The sequence below is a fragment of the Salipaludibacillus sp. HK11 genome (assembly GCF_047795645.1).
Classification (GTDB): Bacteria; Bacillota; Bacilli; order Bacillales; family Salisediminibacteriaceae; genus Salipaludibacillus.
This window is the reverse complement of record NZ_CP181045.1, coordinates 3074480-3095952: the sequence shown is the minus strand read 5'-3', so window position 1 is coordinate 3095952 and position 21473 is coordinate 3074480. Positions and strand designations below refer to the sequence as shown.

At 37.3% G+C, this 21473-nt stretch carries 14 protein-coding genes, 1 pseudogene and 1 riboswitch; of the genes and pseudogenes, 10 read left to right on the top strand and 5 right to left on the bottom strand.

Annotation, left to right across the window (positions count from 1 at the left end; translation table 11 throughout):
- Positions 1-294: 294 nt before the first annotated feature.
- The 4 genes from ACM26V_RS14765 (at position 295) to ACM26V_RS14750 (ending at position 4727) form a co-directional block, all read left to right on the top strand.
- Entirely contained in the window at positions 295-930 is a 636-nt protein-coding gene (locus ACM26V_RS14765) for a pyridoxamine 5'-phosphate oxidase family protein (protein WP_416147487.1), read from the top strand.
- Positions 931-1012: 82 nt separating this feature from the next.
- On the top strand, positions 1013-1207 hold the full coding sequence (locus tag ACM26V_RS14760; protein WP_416147486.1) for a hypothetical protein: 195 nt from the start codon (positions 1013-1015) through the stop codon (positions 1205-1207).
- Positions 1208-1387: 180 nt separating this feature from the next.
- A complete protein-coding gene (locus ACM26V_RS14755) occupies positions 1388-1858 on the top strand; it encodes a hypothetical protein (protein WP_416147485.1) in 471 nt (156 codons plus the stop codon).
- A gap of 208 nt (positions 1859-2066) precedes the next feature.
- On the top strand, positions 2067-4727 hold the full coding sequence (locus tag ACM26V_RS14750; protein WP_416147484.1) for a cation-transporting P-type ATPase: 2661 nt from the start codon (positions 2067-2069) through the stop codon (positions 4725-4727).
- Positions 4728-5199: 472 nt separating this feature from the next.
- Here ACM26V_RS14750 and ACM26V_RS14745 read toward each other — a convergent pair whose 3' ends face one another.
- Entirely contained in the window at positions 5200-5322 is a 123-nt protein-coding gene (locus tag ACM26V_RS14745; RefSeq protein WP_416147482.1) for a hypothetical protein, read from the bottom strand.
- Between the two features lie 226 nt (positions 5323-5548).
- Complete coding sequence (locus ACM26V_RS14740) at positions 5549-7033, bottom strand: methyl-accepting chemotaxis protein (RefSeq protein ID WP_416147481.1); 1485 nt, start codon at positions 7031-7033, stop codon at positions 5549-5551.
- 422 nt (positions 7034-7455) lie between these two features.
- Between ACM26V_RS14740 and ACM26V_RS14735 the strand changes: the two genes are divergently transcribed.
- On the top strand, positions 7456-7626 hold the full coding sequence (locus ACM26V_RS14735) for a hypothetical protein (protein WP_416147480.1): 171 nt from the start codon (positions 7456-7458) through the stop codon (positions 7624-7626).
- A gap of 542 nt (positions 7627-8168) precedes the next feature.
- Here ACM26V_RS14735 and ACM26V_RS14730 read toward each other — a convergent pair.
- Both ACM26V_RS14730 and ACM26V_RS14725 read right to left on the bottom strand, forming a co-directional pair.
- Positions 8169-9056 (bottom strand): helix-turn-helix domain-containing protein, encoded by an 888-nt coding sequence (locus tag ACM26V_RS14730; protein WP_416147479.1) that lies wholly within the window; start codon positions 9054-9056, stop codon positions 8169-8171.
- Positions 9057-9686: 630 nt separating this feature from the next.
- A complete protein-coding gene (locus tag ACM26V_RS14725; protein WP_416147478.1) occupies positions 9687-10145 on the bottom strand; it encodes a hypothetical protein in 459 nt (152 codons plus the stop codon).
- A 202-nt stretch (positions 10146-10347) separates the two neighbouring features.
- Here ACM26V_RS14725 and ACM26V_RS14720 point away from each other — a divergent pair, with 202 nt between their 5' ends.
- On the top strand, positions 10348-11049 hold the full coding sequence (locus tag ACM26V_RS14720) for an HAD family hydrolase (protein ID WP_416147477.1): 702 nt from the start codon (positions 10348-10350) through the stop codon (positions 11047-11049).
- 143 nt (positions 11050-11192) lie between these two features.
- On the opposite strand, the gene ACM26V_RS14715 is transcribed toward ACM26V_RS14720, so the two are convergent.
- On the bottom strand, positions 11193-12305 hold the full coding sequence (locus ACM26V_RS14715; RefSeq protein WP_416147476.1) for a hypothetical protein: 1113 nt from the start codon (positions 12303-12305) through the stop codon (positions 11193-11195).
- 237 nt (positions 12306-12542) lie between these two features.
- On the opposite strand from ACM26V_RS14715, the gene ACM26V_RS14710 reads away from it, so the two are divergent.
- The 4 genes and pseudogenes from ACM26V_RS14710 to ACM26V_RS14695 form a co-directional block, all read left to right on the top strand.
- Positions 12543-14579, top strand: a complete 2037-nt coding sequence (locus ACM26V_RS14710; protein WP_416147475.1) for an ATP-binding protein — start codon at positions 12543-12545, stop codon at positions 14577-14579.
- A gap of 286 nt (positions 14580-14865) precedes the next feature.
- Positions 14866-14946, top strand: a riboswitch (ZMP/ZTP riboswitch).
- Between the two features lie 229 nt (positions 14947-15175).
- Complete coding sequence (locus tag ACM26V_RS14705) at positions 15176-16375, top strand: phosphoglycerate dehydrogenase (RefSeq protein ID WP_416147473.1); 1200 nt, start codon at positions 15176-15178, stop codon at positions 16373-16375.
- 1522 nt (positions 16376-17897) lie between these two features.
- On the top strand, positions 17898-20624 hold the full coding sequence (locus ACM26V_RS14700; RefSeq protein ID WP_416147472.1) for a carbohydrate binding domain-containing protein: 2727 nt from the start codon (positions 17898-17900) through the stop codon (positions 20622-20624).
- A gap of 128 nt (positions 20625-20752) precedes the next feature.
- Positions 20753-21445, top strand: a pseudogene (locus ACM26V_RS14695) (family 16 glycosylhydrolase); the annotation flags it as partial.
- Positions 21446-21473 lie beyond the last annotated feature (28 nt).

Sequence of the window (21473 nt, the reverse complement as noted above, 5' to 3'; positions counted from 1 at the left end):
AAGATAAACTAAGGGGTTTCGCCATGAAGGACTTGGCGACAAGCCAAGTTTTTCTAATAATACACGTATGTGAGGTTTGAAGCGGTTTGCTTTTAAATAATTTAGGTGAATAGAGGACGAATAATTTTTATCCAATAAAAACAGTGTTAAAATTAAGTGCGCCGTTGCTTTATTCCCCGTTGGCGGACTTTCGTGGGTTAAAGCCGCAGTTACTAAGACAGCATACGATAATCTTTAAAAGAGGAATTTAGTTTAGAATAAGCAATATCAATATGAAATGAGGAGCGTAGTGATATGAATAATAATCCTTTCGGAAGTACGGTATCATCGGTTAAAGAGTTGAGAGATATTTTGGGGTACCCAGGGGAATTAGTGAAAAGAAAGACTATTGACCACATAGATGATCATTGTACAGACTTTATCTCCAAGTCTCCCTTTCTGCTAATTTCTTCATCTGATCAGAACGGATTTTGTGATGTCTCTCCTCGTGGGGATGCTCCTGGCTTCGTCCACGTTATCGATGAGAAGCATTTACTAATCCCAGACCGTCCTGGTAATCGACGTGTTGATTCTATCGAAAATATAATTACCAATCCTCATATAGGAATCTTATTTCTTATTCCAGGGTTAGGCGAGACGTTGAGGGTGAACGGAAAAGCATATGTAGTAAATGACCCTAATTTGCTCGAGGTTACTGAAGTAAAAGGGAAAGTTCCGTTATTAGGCATTGGGATTGAAGTGGAGGAATGCTTTATCCATTGCGCCAAATCATTGATTCGTTCGGATTTGTGGAATACTGATTCTTGGTTAGCATCTGAAGAGTTACCATCTCCTGCAAAAATCTTGACAGACCACGTCAAGAGTTCGAAAATTAGAGAAAAAGAGATGGAAGAAATGTTAGAAGGAAGTTATAAGCACGAGCTTTATTAATAGGGGGTGCTTGCTTTGTCGCCTCGAATAAGACTTACTTCGTATTGAATTGGTCCCTGAAGATGAAGAAGATAGGTGCAAAATGGAGTTTACACACACTTTCGATGATCGGTCGATGGCTGTTTTTATGGCAGCGGGATGGCATCGTTGTCTTGATGCGCTAGAAATGATTGTTGAGGAAATTCCGGTAAAATGGCCGGAGAATGCAGATGAACTCCGTAAAGTTTACGGTGAGATAGTAGCAAAAGGAGATATACAAGAAAGTAATAATACATGAGTTTAGCAAGTACATGGCACATAGTTGGAAACAAAGAGGAAGTGAGGGGTGTTTTCACTTCCTTTTTCGAATTTCGCGAATGCAAATGGACAGTTTTTTAGTCCGTAGTGGTACGTCCGTCATCTTGTACATAGAGTAGTACAAAGCTCAATCACTCAGATAAGATGAGGAGGGTCTTTGTTGAGAAATAGGATGAGGCGGCGACGGCTTCCGAATCATGCTCCACTACTGATTATGGGCGGTGCAGGCTTTCTTATTATGATTATAATTTTCGTATTTATTTCGCACGGTCCGGAAGAAAAAATAGTTAATAAATTTTATCAATATGAACAAGATCAGGAATTCTGGAACTCTTATGAATTGTTTCATCCTCAAATGAAAGAGCGGTTTTCTAGAAGCAAATATATTAACCAACGCTCTCACATTTTTGTCGACCACTTTGATGTAGATACGTATGACCTTGAAGTTGGAAATTCTAAAAAAATTAAAAACTGGCAGATGTCTGAAGAGCAGGAGCCTTTAACAGATGTATATGAGATTCCTGTTACGAAAACGTATCAAAGTCAGTTTGGAGAATTCTCAATCAATCAAAACGTCTATGCAGTAAAGGAAGATGGTGAATGGTATATGATGTGGGATTATCATTATTAGCCCGGCAACACCTCTATTAGTGAGAGGAATGCTGGGCTTTTTTCTATTTAGCTTCTGTGCTCGGTGTCTGTTTGCAGGTGCCTCGAAGGAGGAGAAGAAGGAAGCAGAAGAACCGTCCCTTCGCTTCCTCTTTTTTACAGTTGTGTTATAGTATTTACATAGCTAAAAATGAGCAGATTAACAGAAAGAAGTGGGAGGAGGATATGTTATGTCAGAGCCGAAGAAGTGGTTTCATTTAGAAGTCGACAACATTATAGAGGAGTTAAATACGGATCAAAAACTAGGTCTATCAAAAGGTGAGGTAGATGAACGGGCACGGAAGTGGGGCAAAAACGAGCTGCCAGAAGCAGAAAAAGAGCCAGAGTGGAAAAAATTTATCAAACATTTTAACGATGTGCTCATTTATGTGCTTTTCGCTGCTGCGATTATTACCTTATTACTAGGTCATTACATTGATACGGCGGTTATTTTACTAGTGGCAATTATCAATGCATCGATTGGATACATACAAGAGAACAAAGCGGAAAAAGCTCTTGAAGGAATTCGTAACATGCTTTCTGCAAATGCAAATGTTATTCGAGCAGGAGAAAGAATCGAGGTTCCCGCTAAAGACCTTGTAGTGGGGGATATTGTTACCCTCAAAGCAGGCGACAAAATTCCGGCAGATATTCGTTTAATTCGTACGGAAAACTTTAAAGTAGAAGAATCCCCACTAACAGGCGAGTCAACATCAGTTGAGAAGGCGACAGATGCCCTCCCAAGGGATACAGTGCTTGGCGATCGTACGAATATGATTTTCTCAGGCACTGCAGTTGCAACAGGTTCGGCACAAGGAATTGTTGTCGAAATTGGTGAAAACACAGAGCTCGGTAAAATCAATCAATCGATGTCCGAAGTGGAGGAGATTAAAACGCCGCTTCTAAAACAAACGGACGATTTCGGCAAGATGATCTCGATCGTTATTTTATTTTTAGCAGCAGCCATGTTCGCTTACGGATACTTCTTGCAAGATTATGAAGCATCAGAACTATTACTCGCAGTCATCGGCCTTGCAGTAGCAGCAATACCAGAGGGACTTCCGGCAATCCTTTCGATCATTTTAGCGATTGGTGTTCAGACAATGGCAAAAGAAAATGCGATCGTGCGGACGTTGCCTTCCGTGGAAACACTAGGCGCAGTTTCCGTGATATGTTCTGATAAAACCGGCACACTAACAAAAAATGAAATGACGGTTACTTCACTGTTAATGAAAGATGTCGAGTATGACGTAACTGGAACAGGGTACTCTCCTGAAGGCACGATTCAAGTCGATGGTAAGGAACAAAAACCATCTGAGGATAGAAAGTTGCTGCAGTTTTTAACATGCATGAAAACGGTCAATGACACGTATTTACGCAAAAATGATGAGGGTCAGTGGATTATCAATGGCGAACCTACAGAAGGCTGTTTGATTACACTCGCCGAAAAAGCCGCAGAGCCGATTGAACGACATGATTCGATTGCAAAAATCCCGTTTGACTCTTCCTATAAATACATGGCATCTCTCATTGAGGTAGATGGCGAAAAAATCATTTACGTGAAAGGTGCTCCGGATAGATTATTTGAAATGGCTTTTTCAGCAGAAGAAAAGCAAGACCGTTCATATTGGGAAGAGCAAATGGTTGAGCATGCTAAAAAAGGTGAACGTCTAATTGGAGCGGCTATGAAAAAAGTCGATGCTGCAAAACAAGATCTCAATCATGAAGATATTTCGTCAGGATTAATTTTCTTAGGGTTAGCTGGTATTATCGATCCTCCGCGTGAAGAAGCAATTGATGCGGTTAGTCAATGCTTGAATGCGGGTATTCAAGTTAAAATGATTACTGGTGATCACCGTGAAACGGCGATGGCGATTGGAAAACAAATGGGGATTGGTGATGGCAAGAAAGCATTAGAAGGACGCGAATTAGATGACATGTCACTTGAAGAATTACAAAATGCAGCAGTTGAGTATGACATTTTTGCACGGACAAGCCCTGAAAATAAGTTAAAGCTAGTCCAAGCTTTACAAGCGAATGATTTAGTTACCGCAATGACTGGTGACGGGGTCAACGATGCTCCAGCTCTCAAGCGGGCAGACATTGGTATTGCTATGGGTATAAAAGGAACGGAAGTAGCAAAAGATGCATCGCAAATGGTTCTTGCGGATGATAACTTTAAAACAATTTTTAATGCCGTTCGTGAAGGTCGTAGAGTATACGACAACTTGAAAAAAACGATTTTATTTATTTTACCAACAAACGGTGCGGAAGCGTTTCTGATTTTTGCGAGTATATTATTGGGTACGATGATGCCATTGACACCCGTGCAAATCTTATGGGTGAATATGATCACGTCGGTAACGATTTCCCTAGCACTTGCCTTTGAACGACTGGAAGCCACTTCAATGGATCGACCGCCACGCCCGAAAGATACAAAATTATTAAGTAACTACTATATTTTCAGGATTATCTTTGTATCTTTGTTAATAGGTGGCGCGATATTACTAATGAACTCTAATTTGATTGCCGATGGATATGATCAAGGCGTCGTCAATACGATGACATTACATGCATTAGTGATAGCGCAACTGTTCCATTTATTTAATTGCCGAACAGAGCGTAACTTTGCGCTTAATAAAGATTTCTTTGCAAATAAAACAGCTTTTCTCGTTTCAGGTATTTTAATCGTTGTTCAAATTGGAATTACGTATGTTCCATTTATGAATACGATTTTAGGCACAGTGCCAATTGATGCAGAGTATTGGGTCATTCCCGTCGTCATCGGTGCCGTCGTATTTATTGCCGTAGAAATCGAAAAAGCCATCACCCGTCTAGTCGTAAAAACATAAGAAGCGGAGGGACGGTTCTCCTGCTTCCTCCTCCTTGCCAACCGGAGGAAGCAATCGAAAATTATCAAGACCAGAGTCAATTTCATAATGGATTTTCTGAACAAAAGTTAGAAGTAGAGAATATCACTATGATCATTGAAAAATTGGTGCTGTAAAAACTAATGTTGATAGTTGAAAACCATGCTCGCTTGCCGCAGGCAATGCTTCAGCTAATCGGGGACAAATCCCCCGATGGATCTTCAGCCATTGCTTTTCCTGCAGGCATCTCCCAGGTTTTCAACATCAGAGATCAAGATTAATTCGTATTTTGGGAGGTACACCTTTTTTCATTTCTTTAATCTTTTGGGCGACAAGGGCTATGAATTATGCAATTGATTCACCTAAATAAAAAAAGATAGATAAATTTAAAGGACATGACATATTTCATATGACTAATATGTCATGTCCTTCTTATTTAACGAACCAATTCAACCTATCCGAGCCATTGCTGATAATAAGCTATTACCCCTAAAGCAGCTCCAGATAGAGCACCAATTACTAATGCGGTTAAAATTACAACTGGACTTTTATAATATTCCCTTATCTTTCTCTTCATGAATAGAGGGCCTCCTCATTAAATAATATCATTGTCTTACAAATTTCCTGGAAATCAAATGCAAATGCTATATATCCAATTTGTTTTAATTTATTCTATTAATATTACTATATTTTACCATATATTGAAGGTGGTCACTAGATCCTTTTTTAGTACCCTCGAACCGTCCACAAGCTCACCTATAGAAAAAAGAGCAACTCGTCTCGAAAGACAAGTTGCTCTTTTTTTAGTTGTCTTTATTTAACGTTGTTTCTAATTCCTTCAGGTTGGTTAATACGTCAGTATTACTATTTAAACAGTTTTCTAATGTCGCTGTTACTTCCTCAATGGATGCCGTTGATTCTTGACTAAATGCGGCTAATTCTTCTGTCGATCCACTAATAGTTTTAACCGAATCTGTAATAGATTGTGTCAACTTGTTGCTGGCAACTGATAGATCATTTAATTTAATGATTGCCTTGTTAATGTAAGTGAATGAATCGTTTGTTTCTTCCGTTATTTTATGACTTTCCGCCATGCGCTCTGCTACTTGTATCATTTTATTTCTCGTCTGATCAGACTGTTGTGAAAATGTGTTAAGCTGCTCGGATATTTTTTCGGCAGACTCGGTAGACATTTCTGCCAGGTTGCGGATTTCGTTTGCAACAACGGAGAAGCCTTTTCCATGTTCACCAGCACGAGCGGCTTCAATACTAGCATTAAGTGATAGTAAGTTCGTTTGATTAGCGATCTCTTTGATCGTATTACTAAATTGGTGCGTTTCATTTAAGTTTTCAATTAGTTGACTAATTTCTTCGGACATTCCGTCGATGTCAGCTTTAAACTCACCAATCGTTTCTGTCAAAGCGTTGATTTGTTGTTGACCTGTCTCGGATAGCTGTTTCGTACTGTCTGATTCGTCAGTAAGAGACGTCATCGTTGTTCCCATCTCATCCAATTTAGAACTCATTCCTAAAACGGATTCGTTAATGTTCTGTGTTGAATTACTCTGTGAAGTTGAGCCGTTTGCTATTTCCTGGAAAGCCGCACTCATTTCTTTAAATGCTAGATTGCTTTCCTCACTATTTTTCGTAATGTGTTCTGTTTTGTCAGAAACTTGCGTAATAAGATGGAGTAATGATTGCTTTTGGTTTTCTTGTTCTATTGATAGTTCTTCCGCTTTTTTTCTAGAATCTTCAATTTGCTTAATCATGTAGTTTGATACTTTTAATAAGGAGAAAGTAACGACGGAAATAAGTAGATAATAAATAATGTAAGTAAATTCCGCTCCTTCTTCAAGGGCTAAGACATCTGCTTGGAAAAACAACATGTAACAGATGATTAAGAAACCATAAATATTTATACCTATTGATAATTTCATATCCATATAAATCAAAGTTAAGATGACTAGGTAGAAAACGGTTATCACATTCATTGTAGTGGGTGCAGTGATGACTGAAAAAGTGGTTGAAAGTGCACTACCTATAATTGCTATATATTTTATGTGAAAGATCCACCTTCTTGATAAATGTAGAAATAGAAAAGGTAGCCAAATGAGTAATGTAATAAATAATATTATTAATGTATCGATAGAAATTTCGAACGCCAAAACCGCAACCACTACTAACGAAGTAACGATGGCTAAAGCAATATTAACAGCCGAATTTCTTTTCACCATATCCTTTTCTTGCGTACTGAGCCCTGCATCAATCTCTTTTCTTCTACTAAACACTCTTATCATCTCCTGGTAAGAATTTGTACCTAGTTATAAAATACTAAATATCACAACGAAATTCACTAGGTATAATATATCTTTATATTCAATAGGAAGCAGAGGGACGGTTCTCCTGCTTCCTTGGCCTTTCGTGAAAAGTAACCAAATTATATAGCAAAATTAATACAGCAAAAAGAAGTTGGCTTACCGGTTTAAGCGGTGGATAGACTTCTTTATTCCTATTGGCTTTGTTAAAACGATTGTGAGAATAGAAAACTTGGACCTTCCTTCCCCTCTTAATAATAAAAAACAGAATTATCATAATAATCAGTTAATAATTACAAACTTCGACAGAGTTTTTATACATCCCATGGTAGAGTTGTGTTGAGATTGTCGTAATCAGGGATGCGTAAATTCGGAATGGGGGGGGGGGGGCACTAATGAGTTTGAGATTACAAAATATTCATCAAATTGGACCTGACCGTGCCGAGCAAATTATTAACATGAGAAGTACCCCGTTTAACTCATATAGTGATTTGACAAGAATAAGTGGAATAGCAGATGCAAGAGTAAATGAAATTAAAGATCAAGGGATCATTTGTTTTAATTAATATCCTCTTAGGATATGCCGTGTGTGGCAGTTGATATCGGGTTTCATAAACGTTGCAAATAGATATAACATTCTTATTATCTCGCCTCTTATGTAAAATTATTACAGAGGGGCGTGTTAATATAAATATACTTATACCATCTTACGCATATGTGAGTGCAAACGATAAGGTGCTATATTTAATAACACAGATGATGTTATATGATGGATACGAAAAATTAAAAATTATGGCATGATAAGGTAGAAAGCGGTTAATAGAGAAGAGGGGCGTAAACAGAGTGCACAGGTACACAGTTAAGTTTTTTACAGAGAAAAAGGAGAGGGATTTCTTGTTATCTGATAAAAAAACAGACCAATTGTGTAAGAAGGAAGAAACGAAGAATACTGAGCTTCATAGAGAGTTTAAACAACTCTTTCACCGACTACGGAAAAAGGAAGAACAAGAGGAAAGCTTAACCACTTCTAATTTTAACAAAAAAAAGAGGAACTCTTCTAGCAGTCTGAGAACAAGAAGAGCACGGCATCTTTTAAGGCTAAATCGTATTAATCCGTTGTGGCATGGATCTTGTTAATTTCAGCTTCTACTAAATCATAAAAAGGTTTGTTCTCCGTTTGCCCAAATATCCACAGAGCATCTTTCATTAGTTTGACCGCTGCTTCGATTTTCTTATCAGATTGAAGGTAGAGACATTCACCCTTTTGATAAAACAGTTCTCCCAATAGATACAATTCTTCATGTTTCAAACATAACTTGATCCCTTGTTCCGCACGTTTGATCGCTTCTTCGACTTTGCCTAACGAAATCGATGTTTTACTGCCATTGTAACAAATGTTAATAGCGATTCTCGGTTTTTTTAACAGTGGCGACGTTCGGATCTCTTTCAATAACTGTTCAATGATGCGATTAGCTTCTTTCGATTGGTTCGATTGACTAAGCAGTATCGCTTTACTGTTCAAAATCTTCATTTTATCTTCAGAAAGGTTTTTCCCCGTAGATTCCGTTAAAGAGAGAGCCTCATCAATCAGTCTTAAGGCATTAGCCAAGTCATGATTTAATTGAAACGAGCAAATTGCTTCTCGCCATAATAGAAGTTGCTGTAATTGAGGATGTTTAAATAATGGATTCTTTTTCTCTACTTTAACGATTCGTAATACTTCTTCATAGTTGGTAAGTCTGACTGCTTGATCAAGGTCTTCTATCACTAACCTAGCGTAATCCTGGCTAGGTGTTTTTGTGATTGTGAAGAAATAGTTCATATCTGTGCCAAGTCTTGTAGAAATTTTATATAGAATTTCAGATGTTGGGATCGTCTCGCCACTTTCAATTTGACTTATCAAAGCTTGCGTACAAATCCCTTTAGACAGCTCTGACTGAGAAATTTTGAAGAAGGTTCGTAGTTCTTTAATTTTGTTCCCAATTTGAAATTCCATATAATCCCACCTAAAAATAAATATTTTTATAGTTGATAGAGTATTCTGTGGAATCATGTAGTTTTATAGGGGGTAAACTCGCATGAACATATCAGATCTAAATTACACAAATTTTCAATAAATGTAAAAATATAAGTGTGTACAAAATGAGTGTGAGAGAGGTGAGAATGTGAAAAAATATCTTCTATTTGTTGCAATGACAGTTGTGATTACAATGGGTGCAGGGTCTTTCATTAGTGATCCAGGGATCATGAAAATTGCAAGCCTACCATATATCCATATGTAAGTAGGAAGTAGTAGATGGATTTTTTTAATTCCAGCTTAGAAAAACATACATTAACAAAGAGGTGCTATTTAATTATAGCATCTCTTTTAAATGTGTAGAAGAGAAGGAATGGAAGACAATGAAATTATGAAGAATGAAAAGAAAGCATACCTTTTTAGTTATTTCAGCAAAAAAGAAGTAGTGGAGCTTTTCCGTCACCTAAAAAAACCATCATTTCCCATTATTATAACGGAAATGATGGGCTTTTAATTTTGTAAACATAAACCTCTACTAGAATGATTCCCTTCCAATCTTCCAAAAAGATAGACTTTTTATTTTATCTATTAGAAGTGACCATCCTATTTTTAAGATACAAATAGAATCATTGCTACAATGGAAATAATGGGCAAGGCACTCAATAGGGATATACTAATAAATGTTAATGTATTGATATAATTTTTTGATTGATTATCAATGTCAGAAATGGAGGCGATTCTACCCCGCATGGAAATCACCTTAACAATCGTGAACAATAAAACAACCATTACTAACGCAAAAGGAACTACCACGTCGCTAAATTGTCCCGTTCCTTGCACCTCGTCTAGCTGAATAAAGCCGAAAATAACAAGAAATATCGGAACAATTTCAATTATTGGTACTTTAATAAAAAAGCGAGTTACTTCTTTTTGGAAATTATCTTGGGTGACTCTTTCTTTATCTAGCACTCGTTTCTCAAATGATGCAACTATTGGCTTATACGCAATAAATATTCCTATCACGGCTATGTATGCAGCAATGACAAATAACCAAATGGGATTTTCCAATACAATCACTCTCCTAGAATATTATGACATTATTAACACTATTCTATAGCAAATTCCTTATCCTTGCAATTTTTCTGGGGAAACAAGAGGAAAGCGGAAGCTAAGGGACGGTTCTCATGCTTCCAAAACTTCGCGGAAGCTCGAGAATCGTCCTTTCGTTTTGCTATGTTATAATAGCGGAATGTATAGGAAGGTGATGAGAATGGAAACGATTATTTTTGACGTAGATGACACGTTATACGATCAAGTTTTGCCGTTTAAAAATGCATTTAGGAAATTGGTAGATGAACCTTTTACCGATGAGGAAATTGAGGAGATTTACATAGAAAGTCGCAAACACAGTGATGCGTTATTTGATAAGAATTTAGCAGGCGAGGTATCGCTAGAAGAGATGCATAAATATCGAGTGACAGCGGCTTTTAAGAAATTTAATATCGAGGTAAATGACGAAAAGGCAATAGCATTCCAAGCTACATATTTAGCTGAGCAACAGAAAATAACGTTGTATGAGGAGGTGGAACAATTATTAGATTTCCTCTTGGCAGAAAACAAGCAACTTGCTGTTCTAACCAATGGGGAGGAAGGCCACCAATCGATGAAAATTAGGCAGTTAAATCTAGCAAGATGGATTCCAGCAGAGCACATATTTATTTCTGGCAGTGTTGGACATGCGAAACCGACAAAAGAAGTGTTTCAAATCATTGAAAACAAACTCCTACTAAACAAAACAAAAACAGTTTATATTGGCGATTCGTTTGAGAATGATATTGTCGGTGCTAAACAAGCTGGCTGGCAAGCGATTTGGATGAATCATCGCAACAGAAACGCACCAGTGACCGTACCAACCGTCAAGCCAGACAAGGTAGTTTACACTGCAAAAGAGCTCCTGTATCTGTTTAAGTGAAGCAGCGTGATTAACTTCAGCTTTTCAGCATAACTCTGAAGTTTTGTGCATAGAACGAGAACCGACCTAGGAAGCAGAAGAAGCAGAAGAACCGTCCCTCCGCTTCCTAGGAAGCGCGGGGACGGTTCTTCTGCTTCGGTTTGTTATGCCATGATGGATTGTAATCTGGAAAGTATTTCGATGCGAAGTTCAACGAGTTCTGGATAGTCGTAAAAAAATGAGATTTTTTCGTCTTGAACACGATTAGTGTTATCTGGGAAAAGTTGGAGAACGAAATATGTGAAGCTTTCAGCAATGTCTTCTTCTAGACTTGATGCTGCGTAGTCATTAACGAAATTGTCCTCGTTGTCTAAATAGTAGTCGTATAACATGTCAGGATCACTGGCAAGACTGTTTACCTCATCGCGGATATCGACCCAAAATTTATCAAAGAACACTTGGATGTAGGAGTCAGATTGCGTGCATCCTTCATCTAATAATAGAAATTGACAGGATTTTTCAGAAACGTAGGGGGTGACTTGATCTTCGCCCAACGTGAGTAAGTGGGCAAATTCATGGATGATCGTAGCGCTTCTTTCAGTTTCGGATTCGATATCAATTACATTCATTGCGAAACCCCAGTCAGTCGGCAAGTCATCTTCGTAAGTGAATTGTTCGACATATCCTAGTGTGTAATCGTGGGCAAAAACAGTGTAATCAACAACGGATAGTCGATATTCTCGTGGAATTAGTTTAATGAAGTGGTCCCAATTTTTTTCGTGTTGTTCTCTATCGATCTGGTAATCTTCTAAAAAGTTTGGAACAGACATATCGTACGAATCAACCAGGGTATTTTCATCGACGTCATACCAAATCAATACTTCCTCTTTGTCTGTAAAACCATAGTCTAAGAGGACCTCGTCATAGTCTTCCTCCGCTTCTTCTGTTAGGAATATTGTTCCGTCTGCAGTGAGTCCAGTCACTAATTCATTTCCAAGATGTATTAATTGTTCCTCTGTTTCGCATGTGTAAGAATAATATTGGAATTCCTTTTCTTCAAGATAAATGTTTTCTTGGGAACAGCCTTCGATTTCAACAGCAGTAAACGATAAATTATCTGTGATGACAGGTTCGTTTGCAAGCTCAGTGGGATCCGATACTTCTATGACGTTTTCTTCATAATCATTCAACGTTGATATTTCTTCGTCGCCATAAAAATAAAGTTCGCTCAGCATAAATAGTAACAATAACAGGACAACACCAAGTACTTTTTTCATAGGCAAGCCCCCATCATAAGTTTTTTAAGTTATCTAATTATAATCGATCACTCCCCAAACAGGAAGCAGAAGAACCGTCCATGCGCTTCCATGCGCTTCCCTTTTATGATGCATTATATGGATTTTAATACCTATTAAATAGGTATTAAATTTATTTGTGTAACTTAAGAAGGGTGTCATATAGTATACTATTTAAAAAGAAGTAAAATACGATCTATCAAGTGAGGCGAAGGCAAGATGGGTAAAATAAGCGCTTATTTTATTATTGGATTTGCCTTGTTTATTATAGGTATTACGGCTTATTCGATGTTATTTTCGGAAGTGGAACAGACTGGAAATGAGATTAATAATACGCCCTCTAATCAAGGAGAGTTTTTCGCTTTGGATGGTGAGTGGGAATTTTACTGGCAGCAGTTGTTGACTCCGACGGACTTGGAAGTAGAAGTAACAGAACCCTCTTATATAGAAGTTCCTGGCTCTTGGAAAAACCAAACTGTTAATGGAGATGCATTAACGAGTAGTGGTTATGGAACGTATCGAACATATTTCCAGATTCCTATTAGCGATATTGAAACGCATAAAACGCTGTCTTTATATTATGTTGGAAGTGCTTATCGTGTTTGGATTGATGGGGAAGAGTATGATGGTTTAGGGACGGTCGGTACAAATAATAAGGAAGAAATTCCGCAGATACAGAGAAACATTATTTTTTTTCAACCAAAAGAATCGGTCGTTGAAATTGTATTGCAGGTGTCAAATTATTCCTTTCGAGAAGGCGGGATAAGTAGTGAAATCTTGTATGGAGAGCCTGAGGTACTTATTTCAGATATATTAAGCGGGACATTTATTACGTTGGTTATAATAGGTGGATTTATTTTCATTGGCCTGTATCATCTGATTATTTTTGCGAAGAGAAAGAATGAATTGGTCATCCTATTTCTTGCTTTATCTGCACTGGCTATCGGTATTAGATCGTTTGTATATACTGAATTTCTTGCCACCATGCTTTTCCCATTTATTCGTTGGGAAACGATTATACAAATTGAATATCTTTGTAACGTCGCTTTTTTTATCTGTTTGGTATTAACGATTAAGCATTTGTTCCCTGAAGAAGTCCACGATTTTATGATGTGGCTGTCTTATATACTTACGATTATTGTTACGATATTTATAGTCTCCACGTCATCACAGATGTTTACGAGTGCATTGCCTTACTTGGTGGTGGTTATGGTACTTATGATGTTATATTTTACGCTTTATGTAGGTACGATAGCTAGTCTTAGAAAAAGGGAAGGGGCACATATACATTTAATAGGGGTGCTAATCATTGTTTTGGCGGCGGTAAATGATACTCTTGTGAATATTATGGTAATTGATTTTTTTCATATGCTTGAAATATCGTTTATCATATTTATCCTATTACAAGCTTTGATTGTTTCAAATAAACACGCTCTTTTGTTAAAAAATAATGCCGTACTTACGAAAGAATTAATCGATTTAAATTATACTTTAGAAGTGAAAATTGCTGAAAGAACGGAAAAGTTACAGGAGAAAAATAAGGAATTAATCGAATTGCAGAAAACGAGGACAATGCTGGTAGCTAATATTGCTCACGATATCGGCACACCAATTGCAGGGATGCATCTGTATTTGCAAATGATAAAAGAAGATGAAATGAACATATATGCCCAAGGGGTTATTCCAAAATTGTTAGACAAATTGTCTTATATTCAAGAATTGAATAATGATTTACTCGATTTATCAAAGTTGGAATCAAATAATTTATCTTTTTACAAAGAAAAAGTGATGGTGAAGGAATATGTTACGGATCTGTACCACTCGTTACGAGATGAGATAAATGATCCGCTGATTTCGATTGTGTTAGAGACGTTGGAGACAAACGTGGCAGGAAAAGAAGTATTTGTCAATATTGATAAGTTGCGGATTAAGCAAGTTATGCAAAATTTGGTCGGAAATGCGATGAAATTCAATGCGCGGGACGACGAGACCATGATTACACTTCATTGCTATATTGTAAGTGACGAACAGTCGTCTGAAGTGGTTGTCGAAGTTAGCGATAATGGTATTGGTATTGCCGATAGTGAGCTCGATTATGTCTTCCATCGTTTTTATAAAAAGCAAGAGAATATTGAAGGAAGTGGTCTTGGTTTAGCAATTGTAAAAGGAATCGTTGAGCAGCACGGTGGTCACGTTGGAGTAGATAGTAAACTAGGAGTAGGTAGCAAATTTTATTTTAGACTACCAGTTTTCTAGGTGCAGAGAGTTCACATAGCTCGAGGAATGGCAAGCACATATTATGAGAAAGCTTCATTTGGCCTCCGGTACTTTCAATATGCAAGTAAATTTTTACATTGTTTTTTAATAATTTGGGATAAATCATTGATACGTTTATGTATTAAAGCACGAGTGTGGTTGATATACGGTGAGTTCTCTAGAATTACTAGTTAACAAAAAATCAGAATGTTTCAAACGTTTGTGTATGGAAAACAATTTTATGGTTGAAGATTGTCAGATAATTTGATAATATAAGGTCATTGAAAAGACTATGTGTAACTGGCGAACACGGATAACCGTGAGGGAGCACATAGTTATCGAGTAGCCGTTCGCCTGGGCAGAGGTAAGGAAATTTTCCTTGCCTCTTTCTGTTTAAATAAGGAGGGAAGTCACGTCAAACACTAATAATTTGATGAGGGCCACGAATAACAGGAATTTCTTCAAGGAAGGATGCAACGGCCCTTTGCAAAAAAATGGAATCTTATTTTTATAATCAGGTAGGATCTATTTTCTTTCATGTGAGATTTTGAACAACCTAGTGAAACTATTATATGAAGAGAAAGAGGAGAAATGATATGAGTACAAAAATTTTGGACAACACGAAAACAATAAAAACACTAAATAATATTGCAGAAAGTGGCCTAAATGTTTTAAAAAACGCTGAGTATACGATTGATAATGATAGTGAAAATCCTGATGCTATTGCTGTTCGTAGTTTTAACATGCATTCTATGGAATTCGGCACTAATTTAAAAGCAATTGCGCGTGCCGGTGCAGGTGTCAACAACATTCCAGTTGATAAATGTACGGAAAAAGGTATCGTTGTTTTTAATACACCAGGAGCTAATGCGAATGCTGTAAAGGAACTTGTTCTTACGACATTAATCGCTTCATCACGTAACCTTTTTGATGGTATTGCTTGGGCTAAGACTTTAGAAGGTGAAGGCGAAGAAGTGGCCAAACTTATAGAAGCAGGCAAGAAAAATTTTGTTGGTAAAGAAATCAAAGGGAAAACGCTTGGTATTATTGGGTTGGGTGCTATCGGTTCACTTGTAGCAAATGATGCGCTTGATTTAGACATGGATGTAATTGCATATGATCCGTTTATCTCTGTTGATATAGCTTGGAGCTTGTCTCGTAATGTTCACCGTGCGATGGCGATCGAAGAATTGTTTGCTAAATCTGACTACATCACAATTCACGTTCCGTTAACGGAAGATACGAAAGGGATTATCAATGAAAAGGCGATTAGTTTCTTGAAGCCTGACGTTCATATTTTGAACTTCTCTCGTAATGGACTCGTTGATGAAAAAGATATTGCAGTTGCACTTGAAAACGGTAAGGTTGGCAAGTATATTACCGACTTCCCGAATGAAGATATCTTGAAGATGAAAAATGCAATTGCGATTCCTCATCTAGGTGCTTCTACGAATGAAGCGGAGGAAAATTGTGCAATTATGGCGACTTACCAAGTAAAGAATTATTTAGAAACAGGCAATATTAAGAACTCAGTAAACTTCCCAAATGCTTCTTTACCATACACAGGAAAACGTCGCGTTGCAGTTTTCCATCGTAATGTTCCAAACATGGTAGGACAACTATCATCTGCAATATCAGACTATAAGTTAAACATTGCAGACATGGTTAACAGAAGCCGTGGAGATTATGCGTATACGATGATTGACATTGATAATAAAGTCAATGGCGAAACTCTTCCTGGTTTAGAAAAAAAGATCAAAGAAATCGATGGCATTGTTTCCGTACGCATTATCTAATTGATCTCGGTGGGGAAGCGGAGGGACGGTTCTCTTGCTTCCTTTTCTGTAGAATCTGCTAGTTCTCGTTTCATGCGAGTGGATGAGTTCCTAGTTCAGGTTGTAAATTTTGATGACTAGACTGGTCAATGATATGTAATAAACGTTGTTCAGTGGATAATGAAACTGGTGCCGACTGGACAAAGATCGTTTAATTGATAACCCCCTTGGTGAGTTGCGTGCTTACCGAGGGGATTTTTTTGGGCTCATTAATTTCTAAAACCTAAAAAACTCTAAAACTAGTAAGTCAACCTGAGTTTTCAAAAAGGAAAAAGCATTACCATTTCTGAAGTAATGATTTTTCTTGTGAAAATTGAGAACTAAAATGTCTTTTCAAAATTGATATTCCGTTCCGAGCTATGCCCTGACATGGTATGAATTTAATAATTATAATGACTTTGATTGAAAAATTTTTGTTAATGGACCTGTAGAGCTTTTCTTGAAATATTGCTTGCTTACTTGATCCTTTAAAAGTTTGATTCCGAAAAACTCCAGTGGTGTCCAAATCCGTTTCAAGTTATAGTACGGCATACCTAAAATCCCTCCTATTGAATAAGTGCTAAAGAACATTATGATGTGAAAAATCCAGTCAATTGTTCTTTAAATAGAATATAATCTTATTTTATAACGAACAAAGATAAAAGGAAAACGTGATTTAAGCTGATTTAATTCTATATAACGAATAAGTTACCATGATATATCTCGTTTACTAGATATATCTAACCATTACTATTTTTGTTTTAAGGTTTCCAGATTCTTATTAAAGAATTTATGGTGGCGAGGAAACAAGGCGACCGTTCTTGCACTGCTGAGCATGTTTGCGTGCCGTTCGCGTAGGTGTGTTGATATTAAGGGGAGCGGGAAATGAACTGCGCGACGTTTATAGTGGCCAACGTTAGCTGAACGGCACAATAAGTCCGCAAACTCGATAACTCAACAAATTATTTTCGTCATCGGGGAACCAGACGAAGAGTCCGGGACCTGTGAGAAGTGAGAAAGTCTATTAAGTTAAAAACGCAGGCAATTATTTTAAGAAAAAATGATTGAATTTTATAAAATTATAGTTTAACATCATTATTGAAAGCGTATTCCATTATTGCTAATAAACAAATGACAAGGTTTAGCAAACATCTTAGATATTACATAACAGAGTTAATAGTGTTTTTTTTACTCAATTACTAACGCGCGTTAGTAATTGGTGTTAGTGACCAAGCCCATTCGATAACCTTATCGGAGAAATATACTTTCCTGACGTAAAATGAATAGCTGTTATGGAACGTCAAGTAATGAAGCTCTAATTAATTGACATTTTTAGTTCATGTAGCTATTAAACGGATCATCTTTGATAGATTGCATATTATTCAGATGGTCAATGTTGTCCAAAGTTAAAATTGGCGGGTAAGTGCTCTATATAAAGGAGGTGATGCTTAAATACAATCTGTAACACTATACATTAATAAATTATTTGGAGGCTAGGTTAATTATGAATTTTAAAAAAATGGTCTTTGTTTTACTAGCAGTTATTCTTATTAGTTCCAATTTTACCTTTATAGGCAATGTTTCCGCTGTTGATAATCTAGAACAGGATTCAAGTCAGGATTCACAAGATTGGGAATTGGTATGGTCCGATGAATTTGATGGCAATGAGATAAATATGGAAAATTGGAGTTATGATGTTCCTACAAATGGTAGATGGAACGGTGAAATACAATCGTATACAGAAAATAACGCTTTTATTGAAGATGGGTCTCTTATTCTTGAAGCAAGGGAAGAAGAAATTGAAGAAGAAGATGGTCAAATATATAACTACTCTTCCGCTAAATTAATTACTCGAGGGAAGCAAGAATGGACTTATGGTAAAGTGGAAGTGAAAGCAAAAATGCCGACAGGGCAAGGGATTTGGCCAGCAATTTGGATGATGCCTGATGAAGGCTTTTATGGCACATGGCCAGTAAGTGGAGAAATCGATATTATGGAATTGTTAGGTCATGAACCTGACGAAATCCATGGAACTGTACATTACGGTAAACCACATCAACAAATTCAAGGAACGTATAGATTACCGGAGGGACAAACTTTTGCTGATGATTATTATGTATACAGCATCGAATGGGAGCCAGGGGAAATTAGGTGGTATATCGATGATCATTTGTACCATACTGCAAATGACTGGTTCACTAAACATGATGAAAATGCAGATGCCTATACTTATCCAGCCCCATTTGATCAAGATTTCTTTTTAATTTTGAACATATCAGTTGGTGGGGGATGGCCAGGGAATCCAGATGAAACAACTGTATTTCCACAACAAATGGCAGTCGATTATGTGAGAGTTTACGAGAAAGATGAATACCCAGTACATGAAAAACCTGAAAGCACAGAGGAACGTGAAGGAAGAGCACCACTAGCAGATGGTAACTACGTATATAACGGGAGCTTCGACAGTGATGACCCTGAAATTGAAGGAATAGAAGGGATTCAGTATTCTGATTATTGGACATACTCACAGGCTGGAGGGGCTAGCGCCAATCTTGCTGTGAATGATGGTGTGATGGATGTACAAATTGATTCAGGTGGTAATGTTGAACACGGAGTCCAGTTACTTCAAGCCCCAATACATCTTATAGAAGGAGCTAGATATAAAGCTTCCTTTAAAGCAAAAGCAGAGACTGAAAGACCGTTAAAAGTGAAAATAGGTGCAGATGGAGATCGAAGTTGGGTGGATTATGCTGATCAAGACCCAATAACTATTATTGATTCTTGGGAAGATTATCAATTTGAATTTACGATGGATCATGCAACTGATCTTAAAGCCCGATATGAATTCAATATGGGGCAAAACGATAGTAGTATCTCATTTGACGATGTTAGATTAGAAAAAATTGCGGATCCCGAAGCTGTTGATCCTTCAGAAACAGTAAGGGGCCCACTTCCAACTGGAAACTACATCTATAATGGTACTTTTGATCAGGGTACTGATAGAATGGGATATTGGGAATTCAACACCGATGAAACGGCAGATGCAACTAAATATATAGGAAGTGCAGTAAATGAACGGAGATTTGATGCATTAATTACCAATGGCGGTAACAATGTTAATTCTGTACAGTTAACTCAAAGCGGATTTAGTTTAGAAAATGGTAGAGAACATCAATTAACTTTTGATGCAAGTTCAGAAACTGAAAGAGATATTCAAGTAGCTTTTACAAACTCTAATTCTGAAGTAGTTCATGAAGAAACGATCAAGTTAACACCAACTACAGATGAATATACGGTAGATTTTAATATGAATGGTTTAACTGATAATAACTCAGAACTGCAATTTAACATTGGTGGTAATGAGAATGATGTCTACATTGATAATGTATTTTTGAAGAAACTACCATTAGAGCAGATGGAAGGGAACCTTGTTAAAAACGGCATCTTTGATGGACTAGCAAATTGGAGAGCAGAAGCATTTAATCCTGGTAAAGCAAATTTTGATGTGAATGAAGAGGGACAAGCTAAAGCAGCTATTTCTGATATAGGCACTGCCGATTGGAATATTCAATTATTTCAAAATGGAATCGAAATGGAACAAGATGCTACCTATGAGGTTTCTTTTGATGCAAAATCAACTGTTGATCGACCATTACGTGTGCAAATTCAACATAATGGTGAAGAAGATGACAATTGGACAGGATATTTTGATCAAACAGCATCATTAACAGACTCATTAGAAACTTTTACCTACACATTTGAAATGACAGAACTTTCTGACCCTGGGGCCAAATTTGGTTTTGCTTTAGGGAAAGATGCTGATGGATTAACACCAGGAGAAGGACATGATGTATTTATTGACAATGTTCTGGTTAAAAAGATAGACGCTGAGGCAGAAGAGCCAGGAACTGAAGAACCAGGGACAGAGGAACCAGGGACAGAGGAACCAGGGACAGAGGAACCAGGAACTGAAGAACCAGGGACAGAGGAACCAGGAACAGAGGAGCCAGGAACTGAAGAACCAGGGACAGAGGAGCCAGGAACTGAAGAACCAGGAACAGAAGATAAAGAAGAGGGAAAAACTGAAGACGCAAAAGAATCTAGTGGTAAAAGCAGTGATAAATTACCGAATACAGCTACTTCCGTATATAACTATTTACTAATTGGTCTTTTAGCTCTTGCAACTGGTATTGTCATTTACTTTAGAACAAGAAGGAAAGTAATAGAGTAATAGAAACTATATTGCTAACATCAAGATCAATCTACTAATTATAGTAAATTGTTTAATAAAAACTATATTTAGGAGTGGTTACAATTAAAATTAACATAACTATTAGGATCGTGGTGTTAACTCTACTAATGACGTCTTTAACGTCGTTGACTTATGCGAACAACCCCATGACAGATGAAGAGGTTTACCATTCGTTTGATAGTCATGATGAGGGAAACTGGCAGATTTCTGATGGTTGGAAGAATGGCGATGATTTCTTCGGTTGTTACTGGAGTGAAAACAGGGTTAATTTTAATGGTGGAGAAATGGAATTATCGCTGCGTCCAAATTATTCATACGCAACTCCGTATAACTATGATTGTGCAGAGTATACGACGAGTAATTTCTATGGATATGGTTTGTACGAAGTATCTATGAAACCAGCAAATGTGTCGGGAGTAATTTCTTCTTTCTTCACATATACAGGACCTTCATATAATGGGGCACCATGGGATGAAATTGATATTGAATTTCTCGGAAATGATACAACGAAGGTTCAATTCAATTATTACACGAACGGTGTAGGTGGGAATGAAATACTTTACGATTTAGGGTTTGATGCTGCAGATAGTTTTAATACGTATGCGTTTGATTGGCAAGAGGACTACATTAGGTGGTATGTCAATGGTGAGTTGGTAGCTTCAGCAACAGATAACATTCCGAGTAACCCGAGTAAAATCATGATGAATATGTGGAATACGTACGGAATTGATGATTGGGCAGGGGCATACGGAGGTGAGGACGCTAATGCCTCCTATGAGTGGGTTCGATATACACCAAATAATGGGGATAGATCCCCTGCGATTGCTC